Source organism: Streptomyces sp. NPDC001822 (assembly GCF_042892135.1).
GTDB lineage: Bacteria > Actinomycetota > Actinomycetes > Streptomycetales > Streptomycetaceae > Streptomyces.
In genome coordinates this window covers 315,197-340,853 of record NZ_JBIATW010000006.1, presented here as the reverse complement: position 1 = coordinate 340,853, position 25,657 = coordinate 315,197, and the positions used below count along the sequence as shown (strand labels likewise).

Below are 25,657 nucleotides of genomic sequence, written 5' to 3'. Positions count from 1 at the left end.
CCAATACATCGGTCGGGATGCTTGATCCACGCCACAGTAAAGATCGAACATCCGTCCGTGCCCCTCGTTAGAATCCACTCGCCTCAAGAGCCCTCGTGAGCACCACAGGGACGGGGCCTGCGCTTTCCAGGGGGGAACGCATGCTTCAAACGTCCATCAGGGAACAACACCGAAGACGAAACGCGTCCAAGGGGGCGGCTTCGCTTCTCGCGCTGATCGTCGCCATCCTGGCCTCGTTCACCGCACAGACCGGCACGGCTTCCGCCGTGGCCGTGCCGACCCCGAAGACCACGGCCGCGGCCTCCGGGCCCGCGACACCGAAGTCACCGAAGTCACCGAAGTCCACGGAGAAAAAGGCGGCTCCAGAGGCGCTGCACGCCACCGCCGCACGCGAGATCAGCCGTAGTGACGCGGCCGACACCTGCTCCGGGGCGATCGAGTCGGGAACGGTCTACACCTGCTCCGCCGGGCCCGAGGGCGGCGCGAGCTTCACCTTCGCCCTGCCGAACCCCGACGACCTGGTGTTCCTCCAGGTCGTCTCCACCGACGACCAGCCCCAGTACCCGACGCTCACCGCACCGGACGGTTCGACGGTCACCTGCGACCGGCCCGACGGCGCGTACGGGGCGGCACGGTGTCCGACGAGCCAGGCCGGTACGTACACCGTGCAGGCCGGGGCCACGCCGAGTGGCTTCTCGGTGTCGTACACGGCTCTGCTGTCCGGTACTTCCTGCACCGCGGTCTCCGAGGACGACACCGCCCTCGGGGCGCCGAAGTCCCTCGCCGACACACTCACCGCCGGGTCCGCCGGCCGCTGCTTCGGCCTGCCGTCCGCTGCCGGGGACGTTCTGCGCAGCCATCTGTCCACGTGGCAGGTGACCGGGACCGTCTACGACGCCACCGGCACGGAGGTCTGCACGACCCGTGAGAACAACGCCACGGACTTCGACTGCACCCTCAAGGGCAACGCACCGTTCCGTGTGCTGACGAACCAGTCGTACGCGGCGAGCATGGACTACAGCCTCACGTCGGCCCGCCTCTCCGCTCCGGCCGGCTGCCCAACCGTCCAGCCGCTGGCCTACGGCACGGTCCCGGACGCCACGTCCACCACGCGCTGCCGCGTCCTGCACGTACCCACCTCCGGGCCCTATCTCTTCGACACCGTCGGCGACAGCGTCTCCGGAAGCCTCTACGCCACCGACGGCACATCCCGCTGCACCCCCACGCTTCTCGCCCCCTGCACCCTTACCGCCGGTGATTACACCTGGGCGCGCGACGGGCGCAGCAGCGACCCGGCCGCCTTCGGGGTCCGGCTGTACGCGACGAACCTGACGCAGGGCTGCACCGCTGTACGCGACGACGGCTTCGCCTCCGGCTCGGTGAAGGGCGCCTTCGGCGGACCGGGCGAGCAGCAGTGTCTGTCCCTCCCGACGGCCACCGGCCGCGGCCTCTACCTGATCGACCGGACACCGGACGGCGGGGTCAACCCGAGCTACCGGGTGTTCGACGCCAAGGGCATCACGCAGTGCGACAACGACGACTCCCCGGTGGTCTGCAAGCTGACCGGGACCGCCCCGTTCCACGCGGTGCTCTCGGGCTCCGCCGCAGGTGCGTACCAGATCGCCGTCCAGGACACCGGGAAGACCGCGGGCTGCACGGCCTGGCCGCAGTCGGCGTTCGACGGCACCTGGGGCGTGTCGGTTCCGCTCACCAGCACAACCCAGGCCGTGTGTCTGGGCATCGCCGCCGACCAGCACTCCACCGCCGAGATGTTCGACTACACGAACAACAGCAACAGGGTCAACGCCGCGGTGCGGGTGTTCGACGGCGCCGGCAACGAGCTGTGCACCACTGTTGGCGGCTCCACGACCACCTGCGCGTTCACGGCCGGTGTCGGCTACACGGCCCTGCTGACGGGCACCGGCGCCTCGGACACGTACAAGCTGGTCCGCCGGGACATCTCTTCGACGGCGAAGTGCGCCGCTCCGGCCTCGCTCGCCGTCGGTGGAGCCTCCACGTCCTTCACCCTCGACTCCGCACTGGACAGCCGGTGTCTGCGTGTCACTGCGGCGACCACGGACAAGCTCTGGATATCCGCGCGGACCCCGACGGCCGCCCGGAACACGGGCGTGGTGTTGAAGGTGGTCGACGCCTCGGGCACGAGCGTGTGCCGGCAGTGGGGCGTCTCCTGCCGCGTCACCGGCTCGACCTCGTACGTCGTCGTCATCCTGGCCTCGGGGTACAACGACACCCCGATTTCCGCACACGTCGACACCTGGCGCGTCGGCACCGCCTCGGGCTGGGCTCAGGAGTGCACGGCGAACAAGGTGTCCCCGCAGGGCTTTTCCGTGCGGAGCGGCACGTTCACCGAGTCCGCGACCGCGTACTGCGCCGTGATCCCCATGCAGCCGTCGCAGCGCTTCCACGTGTACGGCACCCAGAGCAGCAGCACGGGCACCCCGTGGGTGAGCCTGCTGAGCACCACCCGCTTCGCCGGCGAGAGTGCGGACTACTCCTACCAGTGCAACGGTGACAACGCCGGTGACTTCCGCTACTCCTGCCTCACCACTTCCAGCGCCCCCGCGGGCGACTACCTGATGCTGGTGAGCCCGTACCGGGCGGACACTCCGGTCGAGTACTCCATGCAAGGTGTCTGCGAGAGCGGCTGCACCACTCAGCCGAAGTCGGCCGATGTCACCTCGCTGGGCCCGACGAGCGGGCCTGCCGGGACGTCCAACCAGGTTGTGCTGCACGGCACGAACCTGACCCTCGGCACCCGGGTGGAACTCCGGTCCGACAACGACTCCCGCACTGCCGAGCCGGTCTCCGTCCGCGACGATGGAACCACGCTCACCGTGCGGCTCGGTACGTACGACCTCCCTCCGGGCGCGTACGACCTGGTGATCGGCAACGTCGGGTACACATCCGGCATCCCGTCACCCGGCTATCTGCCGGGCGCCTACACCGTCACCGCCGCACCGGTGGCGACCCACAACCGCCTCGTCCCGGTCTCGCCGACGCGCTTCCTGGACACCCGTAACGGCACCGGCGCCCCCAAGGCACGGGTCGGCGCGGGCGGAATCGTCAAGCTCAAGGTCGCCGGGACGCACGGTATCCCCGCCACCGGAGTCACCGCCGTCGTCATGAACGTCACCGCCGTCCTGCCCACCGGCAACGGCCACGTCGACGTGTACCCCGACGGTCAGCCGCTGCCGACCGTCTCCAGCGTCAACTACACGGCGCCGGAGACCATCGCCAACCTGGTTACGGTTCCCGTTCGGAACGGCTCGGTGAACCTGCGCAACAGTGCGGGCTCCGTCGACCTCCTCGCCGACGTCACGGGCTACTACTCGGAGGCAAGTTCAGGTTCGGCCTTGACACCGGTCTCGCCGACGCGCTTCCTGGACACCCGTAACGGCACCGGCGCCCCCAAGGCACGGGTCGGCGCGGGCGGAATCGTCAAGCTCAAGGTCGCCGGGACGCACGGTATCCCCGCCACCGGAGTCACCGCCGTCGTCATGAACGTCACTGCCGTCCTGCCCACGACCGGGGGCCACATCACCGTGTACCCCGACGGCCAGTCGCTGCCGACGGTATCCAACATCAACTTCCCGGCCGGCCGGACGATTGCCAACATGGTCGTCGTCCCGGTCGTGAACGGTTCGGTGGACCTGCGCAACAGTGCGGGCTCCATCGACCTTCTCGCCGATGTCACGGGGTACTTCTCCGCCACCGGTTCGGCCTTCACCCCGGCGGGCCCGCTTCGGCTTCTGGACACACGCAGCGGACTGGGTGCCCGGCCCGGAGCCGTCGCCCCGGGCGGTCTGGTCAGCCTCCAGGTCACGGGTACGGCCGGTGTCCCCTCCTCCGGGGTCACGGCAGTGGTGCTCAACGTGACAGTCACGGCGCCGTCGGCTGGGGGATATCTGACGGTCCACCCGCACGGTCTGCCAGAGCCCCGGGTCTCTAACCTCAACTTCGTTGCAGGGCAGACTGTTTCCAACATGGTCGTGGTTCCGGTGGTTGACGGACGGGTCACCTTCGCCAACCACACCGGTTCGGTCCAGGTCATCGCCGACCTGGCCGGGTACTACAGCAGCTGACCACCCGGTCGGGGGCGGTCTCGCACCGTCCCCGACCGCCCCTTGTACACACCCAGACTGCCGCGTGCTCCGGCGAACGTCGGCCGGGCTGCGGTGTGCTCTCTGCTCGAGCGCCAATACGTCGAAGGCCCCCGCTGCTTGCAGCGGGGGCCTTCGACGTTGGTGCGCGCTCCCGCCGCACCGGACGCCGCTTCTGCACGGGCAGACAGACGTTGCCTGCCTCGGCTCTAGGAGAGGGTCTTGTACCCGCCCCAGCCGGTGGCGATCTGGGTACGGGCCCCGAACGACCCCTTCCCGTCACCGTAGTTGCGGTACAGCTTGCCCGCGCTGTCGCGGACCACGATGTCCGCCTTGCCGTCACGGTTGAGGTCGCCGGCACCGACGACGGCGTTGTACGAGCCGCCCCAGTTGCCGAACACCTTGGCGCGGGCGCCGAACGTGCCCTTGCCGGTGCCGTTGTAGCGGTACAGGGTGTTCGCGGTGTCCTGGAGGAGCAGATCGCCGATGCCGTCACCGTTGAGGTCACCGGTGCCGACGATCTTCTTGTAGCCCTTCCAGTTGGCGTACAGCTTCACGCGCGCGGACAGCTTGCCCGTGCTGGTGCCCTTGTACAGGTACACCGCGCCGGTCGAGGCGTTGCGCGCGATCAGGTCGGGCCTGCCGTCACCGCTGACGTCCCCCGGGGAGGTCAGCACGTCGTACTGGGTCCAGCCGCTGGTCCCCAGCGTGGTGTACGACGTCGTCGGCTTGAGCGCCGCGCCGCAGCCCGGCTTGTACAGGCGCAGGGCCCCGTTGCTGTAGCGCACCAGGACGTCGTTGCACCGGTCCCCGCTCAGGTCGCCGAACGGGACCGCCTTGACGCTGGTCGCCCAGCCGCTGCCGCTGACCTTGCTGGAGAACGTCCCCGTGCCCGTGCCCGTCTGGAAGGTCAGGGTGCCCGAGGAGTTGAGGGTCAGCAGGTCGCCGGTGCCATCCGGGCCGTCGAGGCTGCCGAAGTCGTGCCGTACCGGCGCACCGTTGTTGAGGAAGCCGCTTCCGGTTGCCACGGTGGTGGCGGTGGACGTGTTCAGGCCCGTCGCCTTCAGGGTCCAGGTGAACCGGCCGTTGGGGAAGCGGGCCCCGCTCGCGGTCTTGCCGTTCCAGCCCGCCGAAACCTGGGCGACGCTCGCACCGCCGGTGACCGAGCGGCTCGCCTTGCCGGTCTCGCCGCTCTCCACCGAGGTGAAGGTGAGCGACCAGGAGCCGACAGGGCGGGACATCAGCCACGAACCCCTCCAGGAGTCGGCGGTGGACGGCACGGCGTAGCCGTCGGCGCTCGATTCGAGCGCGGTCACGGGCGACGGGGTCACGCCGGTGGTGGCGACGTGCGTCTGCTCGGACGCGTCGAACCAGGCGACCAGGCCCGTGTACTCGTCGAGCGCCCAGCGGTAGCGGCGGTCGGCGGCCAGGCCGGTGTCCGGGACCTTCGCGGCGACCACGCGGGTGGCGCCGGTGGCCGCGTCGGTGAGGACCAGTTCGTCGGCGGCGTGGTCGTGGCGGACGGTGAAGCCGTCGCCGAGCAGCACGTCACCGGGGGCCACCGCGGCGGACGTGCCGGCCTTGGTGTCGTACACGCCCGCTGAGGCCGTGCCGCAGGCCCAGTACAGCCAGCGGCCCGCCGCCTGCAGCTCGGTCGGCACACAGCCGGCGCCGGGGACGGTGATCGTGGAGAGGGTCTTGTCCGTGGTGAGGCTGTAGGAGGTGACCTGGCCGGCGGTGGCGGTGGCGCTCCACAGGACGGGTCCGTTCAGGGCCGCGGCGCGGACCGGGCGCTTCAGCTTCTGGCCGTAGCCGAAGTGGCCCACGTACTGCATCGGGGCGGAGCCGCCCGAGTTGTACACCGCGTAGTCGTCGGACACGTCGACGATCGCGCCCTTCTCGGTGCCGAACTCGAGGACGGGAACGCCCCAGCCGTCGCCGGCCCGGGCCACGCGGTCCGCTTTCGACAGACCCGATCCGCCCTCGTCGCCGCCGTAGAACGTCTCGAGGTAGGCGTCCCGGGGAGCGGTGATCTTGTTGCCCCACATCGCCGAACAGGAGGTGCCCGGATAGGGGCACACGGCCGAGACCCGGTCGCCGTTCGTGGCGTCTGACGCGGTGAGCGTGGTGCTGCCGTTCGTCGTCAGCGTGCGCACGGACGTGGCGTCCATGCTGCTGCTGACGGCGGGGTCGCGCTCCGCCACGCGCAGGCTGCCCCGGCTGAGCGCGAGGCCCGTCTTGGGGTTCTCGTACGGCGGCACCTTGGCCACCTTCTCCAGCAGCGGGGTGCCGTCGGCGCCCGGGACGACGCGCCGCACCCACCAGTCGGTGGTGCTCGTGCCGCCGGTGACGAGGGCGGAGCCGTCGGGGGCGGCGACGGGGTCGCCGTACGAGCGGGTCAGCAGGGTCTTCGTGGTGCCGTCGGTCAGCGAGACGGCCGTGACGGGGCCCCGGTCCGCCACCAGGACGAGCCAGTTCCCGACGAGCACGGGGGAGCCGGCCGCACCGTTGCCCGCCACCGGGACCGTTTCCTCGGCGGTGAGGTCCGCGCGGGACCGGAGGTGCAGGCCCGCGGCCGGGGTGTACCAGCCGATCCGGTCACCGGAGAGGACGAGCGACAGCCCGCTCCCGGCGCCGGAGAAGACCTGGGTGAGCTCCGCGGTGGCGAAGTCGAGGTAGTGGATGTCGAAGGTCGCGGCGCCGGTCGGGTCGGCGGCGCCCCGGTACGCGAGCAGCGCGCCCTTGGCGTCTCCGGTGCGCACGGAGGTGACGCCCGTCTTCCAGACCTTGTCGGCCGGGCCTCCGGTCACCACGCGGGTGCGCTGCTTGCCGTCGACGTAGTCCAGCAGTTCCAGCCCGGTGCCGGGCCGGGGCGAGCCGTCGACGCTGGTGTTCTGCTCAGCAGCCACGGCAGTCCCGCCGTACGTGCCGACGTAGTCCAGGCGCGGCATGTCCAGCGTGCGCAGCGTGCCGCCGTCCGCTCCGCCGGGCGTCCACAGTGAGACGGGTTCGGTGTACGACCGGTGCGGGAGCGCGACGACGTCGGCGCCCTGTCCGAACATGCCCGAGGGGCAGGTGGAGTTGATGTCGTAGCAGCTGGTGGTGGTCGGCTGGTACGGCTGGCCCGCACCGGCGTTCCCGGGCGGGGTGGTGACGGTGGTGGTGTCGCCGTCCTCGTAGTCCGTCCAGAGCAGCCCGGCTCCACCGGCCTGCCGGTGGAGGAAGCCGGTCTCGCCGGCCGCGAGCAGGCGGTCCGAACGCGTCGTTTCCGTGCGCGGGTCCTGAAGGAGAATCTCCGTCGTTTCCGCTGTCTGTGCGGTGACCGCTCGGGCCGGCTCGCCGCCCCCCGAGACCACGGTGACGGCCGCGACGACGACCGAGAGTGCGGAGACGGCGGCGGTCAGACCGCCCCGTCCCAGGGCATGTCTGCCCACGTGAATGTCCCTCCCGGCGAGGGCCCCTGCCCCCGCTCAAGTGAGCGGACTTTATCAGCCTATTGTCATTCTTTTTCCGGGAGCCCCGGTGCCGGTCCCGGCCCACCGCAGCACCGAATCACGCCGCATCACGGCACCACCGCCGAGACGGCCGCCCGCCGTTCTCGATCCCGTCTCCGATCCGCCGAAAGACCTGACCGGCGCGCTCGCCCGGACCCCGTTCAGGCCCGTGCCGTCTCCCAGGCGAAACCGTCCGGGTCGGTGAACGCCTCGCCGTCCCCTCCGATGGTGAGCCCGTGCGGCCCGTTGCCCTCGGGAGCGACGCCCGCGTCCTTGGCCAGGGCCTTGCGGCCGTAGAGGCCCAGCTTGACCGGGCTCGAAGGGGTCTCGAAGTCCACGTACCTGCGGCCGAAGCTCCTCCCCACCGTGAAGCCCCGGCCGACGTAGAACTTCTTGCTCGCGATGACGTCGTCGACTCCCAGGAGGAGCACCACCTGGTCGATCTCCGACGTGGCGGGGCCCTTGTCCTTCTTCGCCGAGGTCGCGATCTTCCAGAGCGCGCCGTCGGGGGCCCGGACCACACCCCCGTATCCCCAGAGCGACTTCGTGGCGGGCTTCACCGTGGTCGCGCCGGCGGCCAGGGCCGCGTCGATGAGGCGGTTGACGCCCGAGGGCTGGGACACGGTGAGCGAGAGCGTGAAGCCGCGGAAGCCGGCGGCAGGCGTCTCCGAGGCCCGGACACCCACCAGGGACTCCAGTCCGAAGGCGTCGGAGTAGAAGCAGGCGGCGGCGGTCGGGTCGGCCGCGTCGAGGATGACGGAAGCGATGGAGGTCGTGGAAGTCATGGAACCGACGCTAAGTCCGGCTCCGGCCGCGCGCTTCTCGATTCCTGACCGATGCGGTGGCGGCCGCTCTTCGCCCACCGCGAGGCCGTCGAACCCGCCCTTGCCCTAGTCAAAAAACTGACTATTCTTGTCGATGACTACATGACGACGAACGACCCTGCGGGTGGGAGGTCCGGTGGCGCTGCGGCACGCCGTGCTGGCGGCCCTTCTGGACGGCGAGTCCAGCGGGTACCAGCTGGCCAAGACGTTCGACATCGGCGTCGCGAACTTCTGGCACGCCGTCCCCCAGCAGCTCTACGCCGAGCTGGCCGAACTGGAGCGCAGGGGCCTGGTGGCCGGCCGCCAGGTGATCCAGGAGACCCGCCCCAACAAGCGGGTCTTCCACGTCACCGAGGCCGGGCTCGCGGAGCTGGAACGCTTCGCCGCCGACACCTCCAAGCCCTCCTTCATCCGGGACGACCTCCTCGTCAAGGTGCAGGCCGCCGACCACATCGACACCGCGCCGGTCGTCCTGCAGCTCCGTGAGCGGGCTTCCGCGGCCCAGGCCAAGATCGAGCTGCTCGGCAAGGTCCTCCTCCGGCTGCGCGGCGACGCCAACGAGCAGGAGTACCTGCGCACCGGGGACCGCATCGGGCCGTACCTCACGTGCCTGCGGGGGCTGTCCTTCGAACGGAGTCACCTGGACTGGTGCCTGCACACCGTGGGCGTACTCGAGGAAAGGCGGGCCGGCCGTGCCGAACGGTGAGATTCTGCGCTACGTCGCGCTGGGCGACAGTCAGACCGAAGGGGTCGGGGACGGCGACGACGAGACCGGCCTGCGCGGCTGGGCGGACCGGCTCGCGGAGCACATCGGCGCTTCGGAACCCCGCCTGCGCTACGCCAACCTGGCCGTACGCGGCCGGGTCGCCGGGCAGGTGCGCGCCGAGCAGCTGGCCCCCGCACTGGCCCTCCGCCCCGACCTGGCCACCGTCGTCGCGGGGGTCAACGACCTGCTCCGGCCGAAGTTCGACGCCGAGGAAGTGGCGGGGCAGCTCGAGGAGATGTTCGCCGCGCTCACGGCTTCCGGGGCACGGGTGCTGACCCTGACCTTCCCCGACGTCGCGAAGATCGCGCCCGTCGCCCGCCCCGTGCGGGCCCGGGTGTTCGACATGAACGACCGCATCCGTGCGGCGGCGGCGCGGCACGGTGTCGTGCTCGCCGACGTCGCCCTGCTGCCCGTGGCGACCGATCCCCGGCTGTGGAGCGAGGACCGTCTGCACGCGAGCCCGCTCGGTCATACGCGGATCGCCGCTGCGGCCGCCCACGCCTTGGGGCTCCTCGGTGACGACGAGAGCTGGGCCCAGCCCCTGCCGCCCCAGGAGCTTCCCTCCCGCCTGCACGCGGCAGGAGCCGAACTCCGCTGGGCCGCTGGTTTCCTCGGCCCGTGGATCGGACGTCGGCTGCGCGGCAGGTCCTCGGGCGACGGCCGCAGCGCGAAGCGCCCCGAACTGCTGCCCCTGGAGGGCCAGTCGCCGGCTTCGGCCTCCTCCTGAGAACCGATCGGGGACGCGGAACCGATCGGGGCCGCGGACCCCGGCCGTCGGATCAGGCGTCCCTGTCCGCAAGCCAGTTGCCGATGCCCGCCATCGCGCCGGGGCCGTAGTCCGCCTCGACGTCACGGGCCAGGTCGGCGATCGTGACCGCCGCCAGCGACGCGCGCCACGCGGACTCCGCCGCCCCCATCGTCCGGGCGATCGCGCAGGGAGTGGTGCAGGCGGCCGCGGGTGTCGCCAGGGGGCCCCGCTGCCGGATCTCCGTGCAGACGAACGCGGGTGCCGGGCCGTCGACGGCCTGCACGACGTCGAGGACGGTGATCGTCTCCGGGGGCCGGGTCAGCGCGTAGCCACCCGACTTGCCCTGGGTGGAGTGGATCAGTCCCGCACGCGAGAGCGCCTGGAGCTGCTTCGCGAGGTAGCTGCCCGACACGTCGTGCAGCTCGGCCAGGCGCGCGGCGGGGACCGGCTCGCTGCTCGTCGTGAGCACGGTGCAGCAGTGCAACGCCCATTCGACTCCACCCGACATCTTCACCACTTCACAGTACCTTCCGGTACCCGGATAAGCATTGTCCGAGTATTGTCTCGGACAAGAGTTATCCGAGTTTCAGGCGTAGAGTGATGCGAAGCCGGGCATTACCGGCATATCGCCCATTCGTGCATGCCATCAGGAAGGTACGACATGAAGATCGCAGTGCTCGGCGGAACGGGACTCATCGGTTCACAGGTGGTCCGGGATCTCCAGGCGGCCGGACACGAGGCGGTGCCGCACTCGCCGTCCACCGGCGTCGACCTCATCAGCGGGAAGGGCCTGCGGGCGGCGCTGGAACGGGTCGACGCCGTCGTCAACGTGACCAACTCGCCCACCTTCGACGAGGCCTCGTTCGACTTCTTCCGGACGACGATGGACAACCTGCTCGCCGCCGCCCGGGAGCAGGGCGTCGGACACGCGGTGGTGCTGTCCATCGTGGGCGTCGACCGGGTGCCGGAGCTCGACTACTACCGCGCCAAGGTGCTCCAGGAGGACCTGCTCAAGGCCGGCGGCATCCCGTACTCGATCGTCCGCGCCACGCAGTTCTTCGAGTTCATGGACGCGGTCATGTCCTGGAGCGCGGACGAGGAGACCGTCCGGCTGCCCGCCACCCCGATCCAGCCCATCGCCGCCGCCGACGTGGCCGCGATCGTCGCCGAGGTCGCGGCGGGCCGCCCCCTCCAGGGCACTCTCGACATCGCGGGCGCCGACACCTACACGCTCGACGAGCTCGGCGGCATCACGCTGGCCGCGCACGGCGACAAGCGCACCGTCGTCACGGACGGCACAGCCGGGATGTTCGGCGCCGTCCAGGGTGACGCGATCACCGCAGGACCCGACGCGCGCATCGCCCCGACCCGCTACCGCGAGTGGCTGGCCCGCTGAACCACCGGAACGCGGCCGCCGGTACCGGCGCACAGTCTCCGGAAGGCCGCCTCCGACACCGGCGCTCATCCCCCGGGACGCGGCCGCCGGTGCCGGGAGCAGTCCCCGGGACCGGCGGCCGGGCGGACCCGATACGCGACCCGCGGCCGCGGACCCGGTCCGAAGCGCGGGCACCCGTGGGCCGCGCGGGGCGCCCGGCCCGCGCGGCGGGAGGCGGAGCCGCTCAGGCGTCGGCGGCCTTGAAGTAGTGCCCCGCGTCGAGGTCGTCGAGGAGACCGGGCCTGGTGGGGCGCCAGTCCAGCAGCTCACCGGTCAGCGCGTGCGACGCGGGCGCGTCGAGACCGAGGAAGCCCCCGAGCCAGCCGAAGTGCGCTGCGGCGTCCTCCGGGGCGATGGACGCCACCGGTACACCGAGGTGGCGGCCGATCACCCCGGCGATGTCCCGGATCGCGACGCCCTCCTCGGCGACGCCGTGCAGGACCGAGCCGGCGGGGGCCTTCTCCACCGCCAGCCCGAACAGCCGTGCGGCGTCGAGGCGGTGGACCGCCGGCCAGCGGTTGGCGCCGTCCCCGATGTAGCCGGAGACGCCCTTGGCGCGGGCGATACCGGTCAGGGTGGCCATGAAGCCGTTGTCCCCTTCGCCGTGGCAGGTGGGGGAGAGCCGCACGACCGACGAGCGGATGCCGCGCTCAGCGAGTGCGAGCGCCGCGAGGGAGGTGGCCGCGCGGACCGAGGCCGGTGAGCCGTCGATCGTCGGCATGTCCCGCTCGGTCGCGGTCCGTCCCGGTGCGAGGCCCGCCACTCCGGACGCCAGGACGAACGGCCGGCCGGTGCCGGCGAGCGCGTCACCGAAGGTGTCGACGGCACGGCGGTCCGCCTCGGCGGCGCCCTGGAAGTCGCCGCTGAAGGCGATGTCGTGCTTGAAGGCGAGGTGGATGACCCCGTCGGACGCCTCGGCCGCACCGCGCAGGACGTCGAAGTCGTCGACGGTGCCCCGGACGATCTCGGCCCCCGCCTCGGCGAGCGCGGCCGCGGAGGAGTCGGACCGGGCGAGCCCGGCCACCCGGTGTCCCGCGCCGATGAGTTCGGGTACGACGGCGGAACCGATCCAGCCGGATGCTCCGGTCACGAAGATGCGCATGGGAGAAACCTCGAAACTCTTTGATGTCAGTAACTGATGTCAGTACCTGTCATCAACGCTAACACCTGATGTCAGGCACTGCCATCACGTAGGATCGGCGCATGGGTAGATGGGAGCCGGACGCGCGCGGCCGCCTGGCGCGGGCGGCGCTGGAGCTCTACAGCGAGCGTGGGTTCGAGCAGACCACCGTCGCGGAGATCGCCAGACGCGCCGGCCTCACCGAGCGGACCTTCTTCCGGCACTACGCGGACAAGCGGGAAGTGCTGTTCGACGGCTCGGGCCTGCGGGACCTGCTCGTCGGGGCCGTCGCCGACGCGCCCCGGACGGCGGCGCCGATCGACGCACTGGCGGTGGGCCTCGACGCGGTCTCCGGGATGTTCGCCGACCGGTGGGCGTACGCGCGCACGCGCCAGGCCGTGATCATGGCGAACGCGGAACTCCAGGAGCGCGAGCTGATGAAACTCGCCTCCCTGTCCGCGGCCCTCGCCGAGACCCTGCGCGACCGCGGCGTGGCGGAACCGGCCGCGAGCCTGACGGCCGAAGCCGGCATCGCCGTGTTCAAGGTCGGCTTCGAACGCTGGGTCTCGGAGCCGGAGGAGCGCGGGATGTCCCAGGTCATGCGCGGACTTCTGGACGAGCTCAGGACCCTGACCGCGGGCGGAAGCGGCACGAAGCAGTAGCGAGCGGTCCGCGCACCCCGGCTGTGGGGGCCGGTCGCGTACCGGACCCCGTATCGCCGCCGGCGCTCTCAGCCGGCGCTCTCAGCCGCCGAAGGACAGGCTCCTGCTCACGCGCTCGGCCGAGGCCAGCAAGCTCTCCCTGACCTGCCTCGTGCGGTACATGCGGTCGGCCCGGAAGGAGACGCCGAGCGAGCCGAGCTTCGTGCCGTGGTAGACGGGCACGGCGATGCACACGGTGCCGAGGTCGTACTCCTCGCGGTCCATCATCATCGGTGTCGACGTCGACGATTCGAGCTGCCGGAGCAGCTCCTCCCGGTGGGTGATCGTGCGGGGTGTGAGGTCGGGGAGGTCGTGCCGGGCGAGGTAGTCGCCTCTCGCCTCCTCGTCCAGTTCGCGCAGGACGCACTTGCCGAGGGCCGTGGCGTGTCCGGCGTCCTCGAACCCCACCCAGAGGTCGACCTTGGGTGTCTGGGGCCCGTCCACGATCTCGGCGATCCGGATCTCGCCCTCCTCGTAGAAGGTGAGGTAGGAGGCGGCCGACACTTCGTCGCGCAGCGAGGCGAGGGCCGGGCGCACCGGGTCGACCGCGGGTCCCGTGCCGTTGCCGTGCAGCTTGCCGCCGAGGATCAGGCCTCCGTCGTCGAGCCGGCGGAGGTAGCCGTCGTCGATCAGTCCGCGCAGCGCCTCCTGGGCCTCGTCCAGGGACAGCCCGGCCTCGCGCGCGAGCTGCGTCGCGGGCGCGCCGCTCTCGTGACCCGCCACGGCCTCCAGCAGGCGAAACGCGTGCTGGACAGCTGTCATGGGCGTGTGGTCCGCCGGATCACCCATGCCACAAGGGTGAACCCTGGGCGCCGGGGCGGCAAGGCAGGACCGCGGGAGCCCGGCCGGAGTCCTCCCCGGCCGGGCTCCCGCCTCAGTCCGCCCGCCTCAGTCCTCGCCCTCCAGGTCGCCTTCCGTCTCCAGGAAGACCTTCCGCAGGGCGTCGAGGACCGCCGGGTCCGGCTTCTCCCACATCCCCCGGGACTCCGCCTCCAGAAGTCGCTCGGCGATTCCGTGGAGCGCCCAGGGATTGGCCTGCTGCAGGAACTCGCGGTTCGCCGGGTCGAGGACGTACGTCTCGGTGAGCTTGTCGTACATCCAGTCCGCGACCACGCCCGTCGTCGCGTCGTACCCGAAGAGGTAGTCGACCGTGGCGGCCAGCTCGAAGGCGCCCTTGTAGCCGTGGCGGCGCATCGCCTCGATCCACTTCGGGTTGACCACGCGGGCCCGGAAGACCCGGGACGTCTCCTCGACCAGGGTGCGGGTGCGGACCGTCTCGGGTCGGGTCGAGTCGCCGATGTACGCCTCGGGGGCGGTGCCCTTCAGCGCGCGTACGGTCGCGACCATGCCGCCGTGGTACTGGAAGTAGTCGTCCGAGTCCGCGATGTCGTGCTCACGCGTGTCGGTGTTCTTCGCCGCCACCGCGATCCGCTTGTACGCGGTCTCCATCTCGTCCCGCGCGGGGCGCCCGTCCAGCTCGCGGCCGTAGGCGTAGCCGCCCCACACCGTGTAGACCTCGGCGAGGTCGGCGTCGGTGCGCCAGTCTCGGGAGTCGATGAGCTGGAGCAGTCCGGCGCCGTACGTCCCCGGCCGGGAGCCGAAGATACGGGTGGTGGCGCGCCGCTCGTCACCGTGTTCGGCCAGGTCGGCCTGGGTGTGGGCGCGCACGAAGTTCTGCTCGGCCGGCTCGTCGAGCGAGGCCGCGAGGCGCACGGCGTCGTCGAGCAGGCCGATGGTGTGCGGAAAGGCGTCGCGGAAGAAGCCGGAGATGCGCAGCGTGACGTCGATGCGCGGGCGGCCCAGTTCCTCGTACGGGATCGCCTCCAGGCCGGTGACCCGGCGCGAGGCGTCGTCCCAGACGGGGCGGACGCCGAGCAGGGCGAACGCCTCGGCGATGTCGTCGCCGGCGGTGCGCATCGCGCTGGTGCCCCACAGGGACAGGCCGACCGAGGTGGGCCAGTCGCCGTTGTCGGCGCGGTAGCGCTCCAGCAGCGAGTCGGCGAGGGCCTGGCCGGTCTCCCAGGCGAGACGGGAGGGGACCGCCTTCGGGTCCACGGAGTAGAAGTTGCGGCCGGTCGGCAGGACGTTGACCAGGCCGCGGAGCGGGGAGCCGGACGGCCCGGCGGGGACGAAGCCGCCGTTCAGCGCGTGGACCGCGTGGTCCAGCTCGTCGGTCGTCGCGGCGAGGCGCGGCACGACCTCGCGGGCGGCGAAGTCGAGGATGTCGGCGACGGCCGCGGGGTGTCCGGCGGCCACTCCGGCGACGGCCGCCGGGTCCCAGTCCGCGTCGTCCATCGCCTGGACGAGCGCGCGGGCCAGCTCCTCGGTCTCGTCGGCGGCGGTGCGGGTGGCCGCCGACTCGTCCAGGCCGAGGGCCTCGCGCAGACCGGGCAGGGAGGCCGTGCCGCCCCAGATCTGGCGGGCACGCAGCACGGCGAGGACCAGGTTGACCCGGTCCTTGCCGGCCGGGGCCGCGCCAAGGACGTGCAGGCCGTCGCGGATCTGGACGTCCTTGATCTCACAGAGCCAGCCGTCGAGATGCATGATGAACTCGTCGAAGCCCTCGTCCTCGGGCCGGTCCTCCAGGCCCAGGTCGTGATCGAGCTTCGCGGCCTGGATGAGGGTCCAGATCTGGGCGCGGACGGCCGGCAGCTTGGCCGGGTCCATCGCCGCGATCTGGGCGTGCTCGTCGAGGAGTTGTTCGAGCCGGGCGATGTCGCCGTAGCTGTCGGCGCGGGCCATCGGCGGCACGAGGTGGTCCACGAGGGTGGCGTGCACCCGGCGCTTGGCCTGGGTGCCCTCACCCGGGTCGTTGACGAGGAACGGGTAGACCAGCGGCAGGTCGCCCAGTGCCGCGTCGGGGCCGCAGGCGGCGGAGAGGCCGGCGTTCTTGCCGGGCAGCCACTCCAGGTTGCCGTGCTTGCCGAGGTGGATCATCGCGTCGGCGCCGAAGCCGTTGTCCTCGGCGGACGCGGCGATCCAGCGGTACGCGGCCAGGTAGTGGTGCGAGGGCGGCAGGTCGGGGTCGTGGTAGATCGCGATCGGGTTCTCGCCGAAGCCGCGCGGCGGCTGGATGAGGATCAGCAGGTTCCCGCGCCGCAGGGCGGCGAGCACGATGTCGCCCTCGGGGTTGCGGGAGCGGTCGACGAACATCTCGCCGGGGGCCGGGCCCCAGTGCTCCTCGACGGCCTCGCGGAGCTCGGCGGGCAGGGTGGCGAACCAGCGGCGGTAGTCGGCGGCGGGGATGCGGACCGGGTTGGCGGCCAGCTGCTCCTCGGTGAGCCACTCCTGGTCGTGGCCGCCGGCCTCGATCAGCGCGTAGATCAGCTCGTCGCCGTCGCCGGAGACCAGCCCCGGGATCTCGTCCTCGGGCCCGAAGTCGTAGCCCTCCGCGCGGAGTCTGCGCAGCAGTGCGACGGCGCTGGCGGGGGTGTCGAGGCCGACCGCGTTGCCGATGCGGGAGTGCTTGGTCGGGTAGGCGGACAGGACGAGCGCTATCCGCTTCTCGGCGGCCGGGATGTGGCGGAGCCGGGCGTGCCGTACGGCGATCCCGGCGACCCGGGCGGCGCGCTCGGGGTCGGCGACGTAGGCGGGCAGGCCGTCCTCGTCGATCTCCTTGAAGGAGAACGGGACGGTGATCAGCCGCCCGTCGAACTCCGGCACCGCGATCTGGGTGGCCGCGTCGAGCGGGGAGACACCCTCGTCGTTCTCCTCCCAGGCCGCGCGGGGGCTGGTGAGGCAGAGCGCCTGGAGGACCGGGACGTCGAGGCCGGTGAGGGCGCCCGCGTCCCAGGACTCGTCGTCGCCGCCCGCGGACGCGGTGGCGGGCTTGGTGCCGCCCGCCGCGAGGACCGTGGTGACGATGGCGTCGGCGGCCCGGAGCGTGTCGATGAGCTCGGGCTCCGGGGTGCGCAGCGAGGCGACGTACAGCGGGAGGGGGCGGGCGCCCGCGTCCTCCACGGCCGCGCAGAGCGCCTCGACGAAGTCGGTGTTGCCGCTCATGTGGTGGGCGCGGTAGTAGAGCACCGCGACGGTCGGCCCGGTGACGTCCCTGGCGGTCCGCTCCAGCTGACCCCACGCGGGGGCGGGGGCGGGCGGCTCGAAGCCGTGGCCGGTGAGCAGCACGGTGTCGGAGAGGAACCGGGCCAGCTGCTCCAGGTTGGCGGGGCCGCCGTGCGCGAGGTAGGCGTGCGCCTCGGCGGCGATGCCGATGGGCACGGTCGACGCGGCCATCAGCTGGGCGTCGGGTGCCTGTTCACCTGTCAGCACGACGACGGGCCGGCCGGTCGCCAGCACCTCGTCCAGCCCCTCCTGCCAGGCCCGCACACCGCCGAGGAGGCGTACGACGACGAGATCGGCACCCTCCAGCAGCTGCGGAAGTCCGTCCGGGGAGAGCCGGGAGGGGTTGGCGTAGCGGTAGCTGACCGGTCCCTGCGAGGCGCGTGCGCTCAGCAGGTCGGTGTCGGACGTCGACAGGAGCAGGATCATGCGCGTCAGCCCTTCCTCGGGGTGTCCACGCCCCGGGCAGTGTCGTCGGGTCTCTCCGGCCCCGGCGCGAAACCGGGGGTTCGGGGAAGGGAGTTCCTGACTCGCACGGCCGGTGGGCCGAGCTCACAGTGGCGGGACCGCGCCGGAATCTCACCGGGCTTCCTCCCCTGTCGCCGTCTGGCGATGGCGGACCCGACGGACCGCCGCTAGGCATAGTAGGCGGCGGGTGGGGGGTGCTGACCAGACGGCCCCCCACCTCGGCCGGGGCCGCGGCCGGTGTCCCGTAGGTCACAGTGACGGCAGGGACCCGCCCCGGTCACGGTGGGTATGCTCGCCGCCATGTCCGCCTCCCCCCTTACGCCCCGTTCGCCGGGCGACGCGAGTGCCCGGAGCAGTGGTGACGCCTGCCCCGGAGCCCTGCGTCTGCACCGGGCGGACGACGGTGCGCTGGCGAGGATCCGGATACCCGGCGGGGTGCTGACACCCCATCAGGCGAAGGCGCTGGGAGAGGCCGCCGCAGGGTTCGGCGACGGTGAGCTGCATCTCACCTCGCGAGGAAACGTCCAGCTGCGCGGGCTCGCCCCCGGCTGCGGCGCGGAGCTGGCCGGGCTCCTGGACGGCGCCGGGCTGCTGCCCTCGGAGCGCCACGAACGCGTACGCAACGTGGTCGCCTCCCCGCTGTCCGGGCTGGACGGTGGCGGGGCCGCCGACGTCGGCCCCTGGCTGGCGGAGCTGGACCGCCTCCTCTGCGGGAGCGACCGCGCCACGCGGCTGTCGGGGCGCTTCCTGTTCGCCCTCGACGACGGCCGCGGTGACGTCGACGCCCTCGGCGCGGATCTGGCCCTCATCGGTCTCGGCACCGGCGCCGCCCTGCGCGTCGGATCCACGGACACGGTGTTCCGCCTCCCCGCCTCCGAAGGCCCCCGTGCCCTCCTGGCCGCCTCCGAGGCCTTCCTGGACGCGGCCGGCGACACCGGCGCCTGGCGGGTCGAGGACCTGCCGGACGAGGCGGGAACCGCGCTGTCCGACGCGGTCGTACGACGTCTTCGGCAGGCCGGCGTCACCGTCTCGCCCGATCGCCGCCCCCGGCCCCTCGAAGCCCGCTCCCCCGCCCCGGGACCGGTCCGGGGCGGCCCGCGCGGAGCGGCGCTGTCCGTCGGCGTACCGCTCGGGCGGCTGGACCTCACTCAGTGGCAACTGCTCTCCGGCGCCGGGGAGATGAGGCTCACCCCGTGGCGCGGGGTGGTCGTCACCGGCGTCGCGCCAAACGCGGCGGACTCCTTCGCGGACGCCCTCGCCGAGGCGGGCCTGATCACCGGACCCGGCTCCCCGTGGGCCGGGGTGGGCGCCTGCATCGGGCAGCCCGGCTGCGCGAAGTCGCTGGCGGACGTACGGGGTCAGGCGGCGGCCGCCGTCGGACCGCCCGGACGGCTCCCCGTGTACTGGTCGGGCTGCGAACGCCGCTGCGGCCACCCGCGCGGGGAGTGGATCGACGTGGTCGCCACCCCGGACGGACACCGGATCTCCCACGTGCGGGGGGACCGGGCCGACGAGCCCGTGACGGTCCGCCACGACCCGGCCGCGCTGGCCGCCGCCGTGGCCTCGGCCCGGGGCTCCGGCGGCTGACGGCACATCACCCCCACTTCTTATCAACCCCGTTCGACCCACCCCGTTCCCCGCAGAAGACGTAGAAGAAGAAAGCGACAGCACTGTGCACCAGTACGAGAAGGACGGACCGGCGATCTACCGCCAGTCCTTCGCCACCATCCGCGCGGAAGCGGATCTGGCCGGGCTGCCCGCCGACGTGAGCCAGGTCGCCGTCCGCATGATCCACGCCTGCGGCATGGTCGACCTCGTACGCGATCTCGCCTTCTCGCCGAACGCCGTGGCCGACGCGCGGGCCGCCCTCAGGTCCGGCGCGCCCATCCTCTGCGACGTCGCCATGGTCGCCAGCGGCGTCACCCGCAAGCGCCTGCCCGCGGACAACGAGGTGATCTGCACCCTCTCCGACCCGGCCGTCCCCGCGCTGGCCGCGAAGCTCGGCACCACCCGCAGCGCCGCCGCGCTGGAGCTCTGGCGGGACCGGATGGAAGGTGCGGTCGTCGCCGTCGGCAACGCCCCCACCGCGCTGTTCCGCCTGCTGGAGATGATCGAGGAGGGCGCCCCGCGCCCCGCCGCCGTCATCGGCGTGCCGGTCGGCTTCATCGGCGCGGCGGAGTCCAAGGAGGCCCTGGCCGCCCACCCGTCCGGGCTCGAACACCTCGTCGTACGGGGCCGGCGCGGCGGCAGCGCCATCGCGGCCGCCGCGGTCAACGCCATCGCCAGCGAGGAGGAATGAGCGTGCCCGAGCAGCAGCGGACGGGAAGCACCGGACGGCTGTACGGCGTCGGGCTCGGCCCCGGCGACCCGGCGCTGATGACCGTGCGCGCCGTGCAGATCATCGGCGAGGCCGATGTCGTGGCCTACCACTCGGCCCGGCACGGCCGCTCCATCGCCCGCTCGATCGCGGCGCGGTACATCCGCGCCGACCACATCGAGGAGGCGCTGGTCTACCCCGTCACGACGGAGACCACGGACCACCCGGGCGGCTACCGGGGCGCCCTGGACGAGTTCTACGAGCAGGCCGCCGCCCGGCTCGCGGCGCACCTCGACGCCGGACGCACCGTCGCCGTGCTCGCGGAGGGCGACCCGCTCTTCTACGGCTCGTACCAGCACATGCACAAGCGGCTCGCGGACCGTTACGACACCGAGGTCATCCCCGGCGTCACCTCGGTCAGCGCCGCCGCGGCCCGGCTCGGGACCCCGCTCGTCGAGGCCGAGGAGGTGCTGACGATCCTGCCCGGCACCCTGCCGGAGGAGGAGCTGACGGCACGTCTGGCGGCCACGGACTCGGCCGTCGTGATGAAGCTGGGCCGGACGTTCCCCGCGGTGCGGCGCGCGTTCGAGGCGTCCGGGCGGCTGGCCGAGGCGCGCTACGTCGAGCGCGCCACGATGGCCGGCGAGCGGACCCGGGACCTGGCGGACACCGACGCGGACTCCGTGCCGTACTTCGCGGTCGCGGTGCTGCCCAGCCGGATCGACGCGCCCCGCCCCGAGCGGATCCCGGGGTCCGGCGAGGTCGTCGTGGTCGGCACCGGACCGGCCGGACCGCTGTGGCTGACACCCGAGACGCGCGGGGCCCTCGCCGCCGCCGACGACGTGGTCGGCTACACCACCTACCTGGACAGGGTGCCGGTCCGTCCCGGCCAGCAGCGCCACGGCTCGGACAACAAGGTGGAGTCCGAGCGCGCGGAGTTCGCCCTCGACCTGGCACGCCGGGGACACCGCGTCGCGGTGGTGTCCGGCGGCGACCCGGGGGTCTTCGCGATGGCCACGGCCGTGCTGGAGGTGGCCTCGCAGGACACCTACGCGGATATCCCGGTGCGGGTGCTGCCCGGGGTCACCGCGGCCAACGCGGCGGCCGCCAGGGCCGGTGCGCCGCTCGGCCACGACTACGCCACCCTCTCGCTCTCGGACCGGCTCAAGCCGTGGGAGGTCATCGCCGGGCGCCTGCGCGCGGCGGCCGAGGCGGACCTGGTCCTGGCGCTGTACAACCCCGGTTCCCGCAGCCGTACGTGGCAGGTCGGCAAGGCCCGCGACCTGCTCCTCGAACACCGCTCCCCGGACACCCCCGTGGTGCTCGGCCGCGATGTCGGCGGCCCGACCGAGAGCGTGCGCACCGTACGGCTGGCCGATCTGGATCCGCTGGAGGTGGACATGCGGACGATCCTGATCGTGGGGTCCTCGCAGACCCGCTGGGTGCACCGGGGGGACGGCCGGCAGATCGTCTGGACGCCGCGCCGCTACCCGGAGGACACGCCCCGGCAGGGCCCGGCGGACTGACCGGGCCGCACTCCGGGCACGCCGGGGAAACCGGCGGCTCAGGAACCCCCGAGGACGGCCCGCAGCAGGTCGAGGGCCTCCTCCGGGGTCCCGGCCACCGGCACCCCGGCCGGGACCGGTGGGCGCTGGACCACGACCACCGGGATGCCGGCCTCGCGGGCGGCCGTGAGTTTGGGTGCGGTCGCGTCGCCGCCGCTGTCCTTCGTGACGAGGACGTCGATGCGGTGACGCCGGATCAGTTCGCGCTCGCCCTCCAAGGAGAACGGCCCCCGGTCCAGCAGAATCTCCATCCGTGGGGGACACGGTGCCTCGGGGGCGTCCACCGAGCGCATCAGGAACCACAGCGCGTCCAGATCCGCGAAGGCGGCGAGCCCCATGCGCCCCGTCGTGAGGAACACGCGCCGTCCCAGACCCGGCAGCAGCCGCGCAGCTCCGGAGAGTGAGCCGGTGTGGTGCCACCGGTCGCCCTCCACGGGCACCCAGCCGGGCCGGCGCACGGCCAGGAGGGGAACATGGACAGCGGCAGCGGCCGAGGCCGCGTTGAAACTGATCGTTCCGGCGAAGGGATGGGTGGCGTCGATGACCGCATCCACGTGGTGTGCGCGGAGCCATTCGGCCATGCCCTCGGCGCCTCCGAAGCCCCCGACGCGGACCTCGCCCGGCGGCAGACTCGGCCGGGCCACCCGCCCGGCCAGCGAGCTGGTGATCCTGGTCCCGTCCGCGGCCGACAGTGACTCCGCGATCCGGCGGGCCTCCGTGGTGCCGCCGAGGACGAGTACGTGCAAGGGCATCGGATCGGTCCATCCATGAGCAGGGAGGCGCAGGGCGGGCGCGCCGCCCAACTCAAGCACACCGGTCTGCGGCCCGGATGGACGACCGGCGCCTGCGCGACGGCGGCGACCACGGCCGCGTACACGGCGCTGCTGACCGGCGAGTTCCCCGACCCGGTGACCATCACCCTGCCCAAGGGCCAGACCCCCGCGTTCGCCCTCGCGGTGGAGGAGCTCGCCGACGGCCGGGCCACGGCGGGGGTGGTCAAGGACGCGGGCGACGATCCGGACGTCACGCACGGCGCCCTGGTGCGGTCGACCGTACGGCTGCTTCCGGCCGGGTCGGGTGTGGTCTTCCGGGCCGGGCCCGGCGTGGGGACCGTGACGCTTCCCGGGCTGCCCCTGGACGTCGGGGAGCCCGCGATCAATCCCGTCCCCCGCCAGATGATGCGGGACCACATCGCACGGGTGGCGCAGCAGCACGGCGGCACCGGCGACGTCGAGATCACCATCTCGGTGGACGACGGCGAGGAGATCGCACGTTTCACGTGGAACATCCGCCTGGGCATCCTGGGCGGCATCTCGATCCTGGGGACCACGGGCGTCGTGGTGCCCTACTCCTGCTCCGCCTGGATCGACTCGATCCGGCGCGGGGTGGACGTGGCACGGGCCGCCGGGCACCGGCACGTCGCCGGATGCACGGGCTCGACCTCGGAGAAGACGGTGGTCGCCGAGTACGGCCTGCCGGAGATCGCCCTGCTGGACATGGGCGACTTCGCGGGCGCGGTGCTGAAGTACGTGCGCCGGCACCCGGTGGAGCGGCTGACCATCTGCGGCGGGTTCGCCAAGCTGTCCAAGCTCGCCGCCGGTCACCTGGACCTGCACTCCGCCCGCTCCCAGGTGGACAAGCCCTTCCTGGCGCGGCTGGCCCGGCAGGGCGGCGCGAGCGAGGCGCTGGCGGCGGAGATCGAGGTGGCCAACACCGGGCTCGCCGCGCTCCAGCTGTGCGATGCGGCCGGGGTGCCGCTCGGCGACCTCGTGGCCGCCGAGGCCCGGGACCAGGCGCTTTCGGTGCTGCGAGGGGCGCCGGTGGCGGTGGACGTGATCTGCGTCGACCGCGCGGGGACGGTCGTCGGGCGCAGCACGGTCCGCTGATCACCGGCAGAGGCCCGGGGCGGACCGTGCGCGGCGGCCCTCAGCAGGTGTGGCGGTCCCGGGCCGGGGAGTACAGGTGGCTGTCACGGAACTGCTCGGCGCCCAGCGTCCGGCCGACCATGATCACGGCCGTACGGATCACCCCGGCCGCCTTCACCTGTTCCGCGATGGACTCCAGCGTCCCGCGCAGGACGATCTCGTCCGGACGCGAGGCCATGGCCACGACGGCGGCAGGGCAGTCGGCGCCGTAGTGCGGCAGCAGCTCGTCGACCACCCGGTCCACGTAGCGCGCCGCCAGGTGGAGCACGATCAGCGCCCCGCTGCGGCCCAGCGTGGCCAGGTCCTCACCCTCGGGCATCGCCGTGGCCCGCTGGGCGATCCTCGTGAGGATCACGGTCTGCCCGACCGTGGGCACCGTCAGCTCGCGCTTGAGAGCCGCCGCGGCTGCCGCGAACGCGGGGACGCCGGGCACGACCTCGTACGGCACACCCGCCGCGTCGAGCCGGTGCATCTGCTCGTTCACCGCGCTGAACACCGAGGGGTCGCCGGAGTGCAGCCGGGCCACGTCGTGGCCGTCCTCGTGGGCCCGGACCAGCTCGGCGGTGATCTGGTCGATGTCGAGCAGGGCCGTGTCCACCAGCCGGGCGTCCGCCGGGCATTCCGCGAGCAGTTCGCGCGGCACCAGGCTGCCCGCGTACAGGCAGACCGGGCTCGCGGCGAGGATGCGGGCGCCGCGCACCGTGATGAGGTCGGCGGCACCGGGGCCCGCACCGATGAAGTACACGGTCATCTGTCGTCTCCTGGAGCGTGTGGGCGTTCTGGGGCGGGCTGGGGAGCCCGAGGGGTCGCGGCCGCCGGTTTCCGTACGGACCACTGCGTGACGGGCATCGCCTGGCGCCACCCGGTGAACCCGCCGACGGGCACCGCGTGGGCCACCGCGAGACGGACCAGGTCGCCGCCGTGCCGCCGGTACCACTGGGTGAGCAGCGCCTCGGACTCCAGCGTGACCGTGTTGGCGACGAGCCGGCCGCCCGGGGGCAGCGCGTCCCAGCAGGCGTCGAGCAGGCCGGGCGCGGTGAGCCCGCCGCCGACGAACACGGCGTCCGGCGCGGGCAGCCCGGCGAGCGCGTCCGGGGCCCGCCCGGTGACCACGCGCAGCCCGGGCACTCCGAGCCGTCCGGCGTTGCGGGTGATGCGCCCGGCGCGCACGGGGTCCCGCTCCACGGTGACGGCGCGGCAGGAGGGATGGGTCCGCATCCACTCGGCCGCGATCGATCCGGAGCCGCCGCCGATGTCCCACAGGAGTTCACCGGGGGCCGGCGCGAGCACACCGAGGGTGGCCGCCCGCACATGGCGCTTGGTCAGCTGCCCGTCGTGCTCGTACGCCTCGTCGGGAAGCCCGGGAACGGCTCCGAGGCGCAGTGCCCCGGGCGTGCGTACGCAGTCGACCGCGACGACGTTGAGCGGGTCCCCCGGCGGGTGCTCCCAGGTGTCGGCGGTGCCGTCCAGGCAGTCCTCGTCGGTGCCGCCTAGCTGTTCGAGCACCCGCATCCGGCTGGGCCCGTAGCCCCGGTCCCGCAGCAGGGCGGCCACGGCGGCGGGCGTGGCCGCGTCGGCGGACAGGACGAGCAGCCGGCGTCCGTCGTGCAGCGCGGCGGCCAGCCGGTCGGCCGGCCGGCCGACCAGGGTGACGGTCGCGGTGTCCTCCACCGGCCAGCCGAGCCGTGCGCAGGCGTACGACACCGAGGAAGGGTGCGGCAGCACGTGCAGGGCCCCGGCACCGAGCTCCTCGGTGAGGGCCCGGCCGATGCCGTAGAACATGGGGTCGCCGCTGGCGAGGACGGCTGTCCTGCTGTCCGCGTGCGCGGCGAGCAGTCCGCGCACGGCGGGCCGCAGCGGTGAGGGCCAGGGCACCCGCAGGCCCGCGCAGCCGGGCGGGAGCAGCCGCAGCTGGCGCTCCCCGCCGATCAGGACCTCGGCGTCCGTGAGGACGGCGCGGGCCGTCTCCGTGAGCCCCGCCCAGCCGTCGGCGCCGATCCCCACGACACTCACGGCGGACGCGGACGCAGGGGCGCGGGGCGAAGGGGATGCGGGGGACACGGCCGGTACCTCGGGGTTCGTCGGACAACGCAGCCGAACTCTACGGGGGCGAC

General features: G+C 72.7%; 18 protein-coding genes and 1 riboswitch. Of the genes, 9 read left to right on the top strand and 9 right to left on the bottom strand.

What is annotated here, in order from left to right; genetic code table 11:
• Nucleotides 1-140 precede the first annotated feature (140 nt).
• The gene (locus tag ACFYY2_RS17095) at nucleotides 141-4,103 is read left to right on the top strand and encodes a hypothetical protein (RefSeq protein WP_388743133.1); all 3,963 of its coding nucleotides are present in this window, start codon (nucleotides 141-143) and stop codon (nucleotides 4,101-4,103) included.
• A gap of 227 nt (nucleotides 4,104-4,330) precedes the next feature.
• Here ACFYY2_RS17095 and ACFYY2_RS17090 read toward each other — a convergent pair whose 3' ends face one another.
• Both ACFYY2_RS17090 and ACFYY2_RS17085 read right to left on the bottom strand, forming a co-directional pair.
• Nucleotides 4,331-7,555, bottom strand: a complete 3,225-nt coding sequence (locus ACFYY2_RS17090) for an FG-GAP repeat domain-containing protein (protein WP_388743131.1) — start codon at nucleotides 7,553-7,555, stop codon at nucleotides 4,331-4,333.
• A gap of 221 nt (nucleotides 7,556-7,776) precedes the next feature.
• On the bottom strand, nucleotides 7,777-8,400 hold the full coding sequence (locus tag ACFYY2_RS17085) for a glyoxalase (protein WP_388743128.1): 624 nt from the start codon (nucleotides 8,398-8,400) through the stop codon (nucleotides 7,777-7,779).
• Between the two features lie 175 nt (nucleotides 8,401-8,575).
• Between ACFYY2_RS17085 and ACFYY2_RS17080 the strand changes: the two genes are divergently transcribed.
• Both ACFYY2_RS17080 and ACFYY2_RS17075 read left to right on the top strand, forming a co-directional pair.
• Nucleotides 8,576-9,145: a PadR family transcriptional regulator gene (locus ACFYY2_RS17080; protein WP_388743125.1), complete on the top strand. Its 570-nt coding sequence runs from the start codon at nucleotides 8,576-8,578 to the stop codon at nucleotides 9,143-9,145.
• Complete coding sequence (locus ACFYY2_RS17075; RefSeq protein ID WP_388743122.1) at nucleotides 9,132-9,932, top strand: SGNH/GDSL hydrolase family protein; 801 nt, start codon at nucleotides 9,132-9,134, stop codon at nucleotides 9,930-9,932. Before ACFYY2_RS17080 ends, ACFYY2_RS17075 begins: the two co-directional genes overlap by 14 nt.
• A gap of 52 nt (nucleotides 9,933-9,984) precedes the next feature.
• On the opposite strand, the gene ACFYY2_RS17070 is transcribed toward ACFYY2_RS17075, so the two are convergent.
• Nucleotides 9,985-10,461, bottom strand: a complete 477-nt coding sequence (locus ACFYY2_RS17070; RefSeq protein ID WP_388743436.1) for an RrF2 family transcriptional regulator — start codon at nucleotides 10,459-10,461, stop codon at nucleotides 9,985-9,987.
• A 153-nt stretch (nucleotides 10,462-10,614) separates the two neighbouring features.
• Between ACFYY2_RS17070 and ACFYY2_RS17065 the strand changes: the two genes are divergently transcribed.
• Complete coding sequence (locus ACFYY2_RS17065) at nucleotides 10,615-11,349, top strand: SDR family oxidoreductase (protein WP_388743120.1); 735 nt, start codon at nucleotides 10,615-10,617, stop codon at nucleotides 11,347-11,349.
• A gap of 223 nt (nucleotides 11,350-11,572) precedes the next feature.
• Here the strand turns inward: ACFYY2_RS17065 and ACFYY2_RS17060 are convergent, their stop codons facing one another.
• A complete protein-coding gene (locus tag ACFYY2_RS17060; protein ID WP_388743117.1) occupies nucleotides 11,573-12,490 on the bottom strand; it encodes an SDR family oxidoreductase in 918 nt (305 codons plus the stop codon).
• A gap of 101 nt (nucleotides 12,491-12,591) precedes the next feature.
• Between ACFYY2_RS17060 and ACFYY2_RS17055 the strand changes: the two genes are divergently transcribed.
• Nucleotides 12,592-13,170, top strand: a complete 579-nt coding sequence (locus ACFYY2_RS17055) for a TetR family transcriptional regulator (RefSeq protein WP_388743115.1) — start codon at nucleotides 12,592-12,594, stop codon at nucleotides 13,168-13,170.
• Between the two features lie 81 nt (nucleotides 13,171-13,251).
• Here ACFYY2_RS17055 and ACFYY2_RS17050 read toward each other — a convergent pair whose 3' ends face one another.
• Nucleotides 13,252-13,998, bottom strand: coding sequence for an IclR family transcriptional regulator (locus tag ACFYY2_RS17050; RefSeq protein ID WP_388743112.1), 747 nt, complete (start codon nucleotides 13,996-13,998; stop codon nucleotides 13,252-13,254).
• Between the two features lie 99 nt (nucleotides 13,999-14,097).
• Nucleotides 14,098-17,697 (bottom strand): cobaltochelatase subunit CobN, encoded by a 3,600-nt coding sequence (gene cobN / locus ACFYY2_RS17045; protein WP_388743109.1) that lies wholly within the window; start codon nucleotides 17,695-17,697, stop codon nucleotides 14,098-14,100.
• Nucleotides 17,698-17,787: 90 nt separating this feature from the next.
• A riboswitch (cobalamin riboswitch) is annotated at nucleotides 17,788-17,862 on the bottom strand.
• A gap of 162 nt (nucleotides 17,863-18,024) precedes the next feature.
• Here cobN and cobG point away from each other — a divergent pair.
• The 3 genes from cobG (at nucleotide 18,025) to ACFYY2_RS17030 (ending at nucleotide 21,579) form a co-directional block, all read left to right on the top strand.
• Nucleotides 18,025-19,323, top strand: coding sequence for a precorrin-3B synthase (cobG, locus tag ACFYY2_RS17040; RefSeq protein ID WP_388743106.1), 1,299 nt, complete (start codon nucleotides 18,025-18,027; stop codon nucleotides 19,321-19,323).
• A gap of 85 nt (nucleotides 19,324-19,408) precedes the next feature.
• A complete protein-coding gene (locus tag ACFYY2_RS17035; RefSeq protein ID WP_388743103.1) occupies nucleotides 19,409-20,035 on the top strand; it encodes a precorrin-8X methylmutase in 627 nt (208 codons plus the stop codon).
• The gene (locus ACFYY2_RS17030; protein ID WP_388743100.1) at nucleotides 20,032-21,579 is read left to right on the top strand and encodes a precorrin-2 C(20)-methyltransferase; all 1,548 of its coding nucleotides are present in this window, start codon (nucleotides 20,032-20,034) and stop codon (nucleotides 21,577-21,579) included. Before ACFYY2_RS17035 ends, ACFYY2_RS17030 begins: the two co-directional genes overlap by 4 nt.
• A 38-nt stretch (nucleotides 21,580-21,617) precedes the next feature.
• On the opposite strand, the gene ACFYY2_RS17025 is transcribed toward ACFYY2_RS17030, so the two are convergent.
• A complete protein-coding gene (locus tag ACFYY2_RS17025) occupies nucleotides 21,618-22,370 on the bottom strand; it encodes a cobalt-precorrin-6A reductase (protein ID WP_388743097.1) in 753 nt (250 codons plus the stop codon).
• A gap of 15 nt (nucleotides 22,371-22,385) precedes the next feature.
• Here ACFYY2_RS17025 and ACFYY2_RS17020 point away from each other — a divergent pair, with 15 nt between their 5' ends.
• Nucleotides 22,386-23,504, top strand: a complete 1,119-nt coding sequence (locus ACFYY2_RS17020) for a cobalt-precorrin-5B (C(1))-methyltransferase (protein ID WP_388743095.1) — start codon at nucleotides 22,386-22,388, stop codon at nucleotides 23,502-23,504.
• 40 nt (nucleotides 23,505-23,544) lie between these two features.
• Here the strand turns inward: ACFYY2_RS17020 and cobM are convergent, their stop codons facing one another.
• Nucleotides 23,545-24,294: a precorrin-4 C(11)-methyltransferase gene (cobM, locus tag ACFYY2_RS17015; RefSeq protein WP_388743092.1), complete on the bottom strand. Its 750-nt coding sequence runs from the start codon at nucleotides 24,292-24,294 to the stop codon at nucleotides 23,545-23,547.
• Nucleotides 24,291-25,604 (bottom strand): precorrin-6y C5,15-methyltransferase (decarboxylating) subunit CbiE, encoded by a 1,314-nt coding sequence (gene cbiE, locus ACFYY2_RS17010; protein WP_388743090.1) that lies wholly within the window; start codon nucleotides 25,602-25,604, stop codon nucleotides 24,291-24,293. Before cbiE ends, cobM begins: the two co-directional genes overlap by 4 nt.
• Nucleotides 25,605-25,657: the final 53 nt, after the last annotated feature.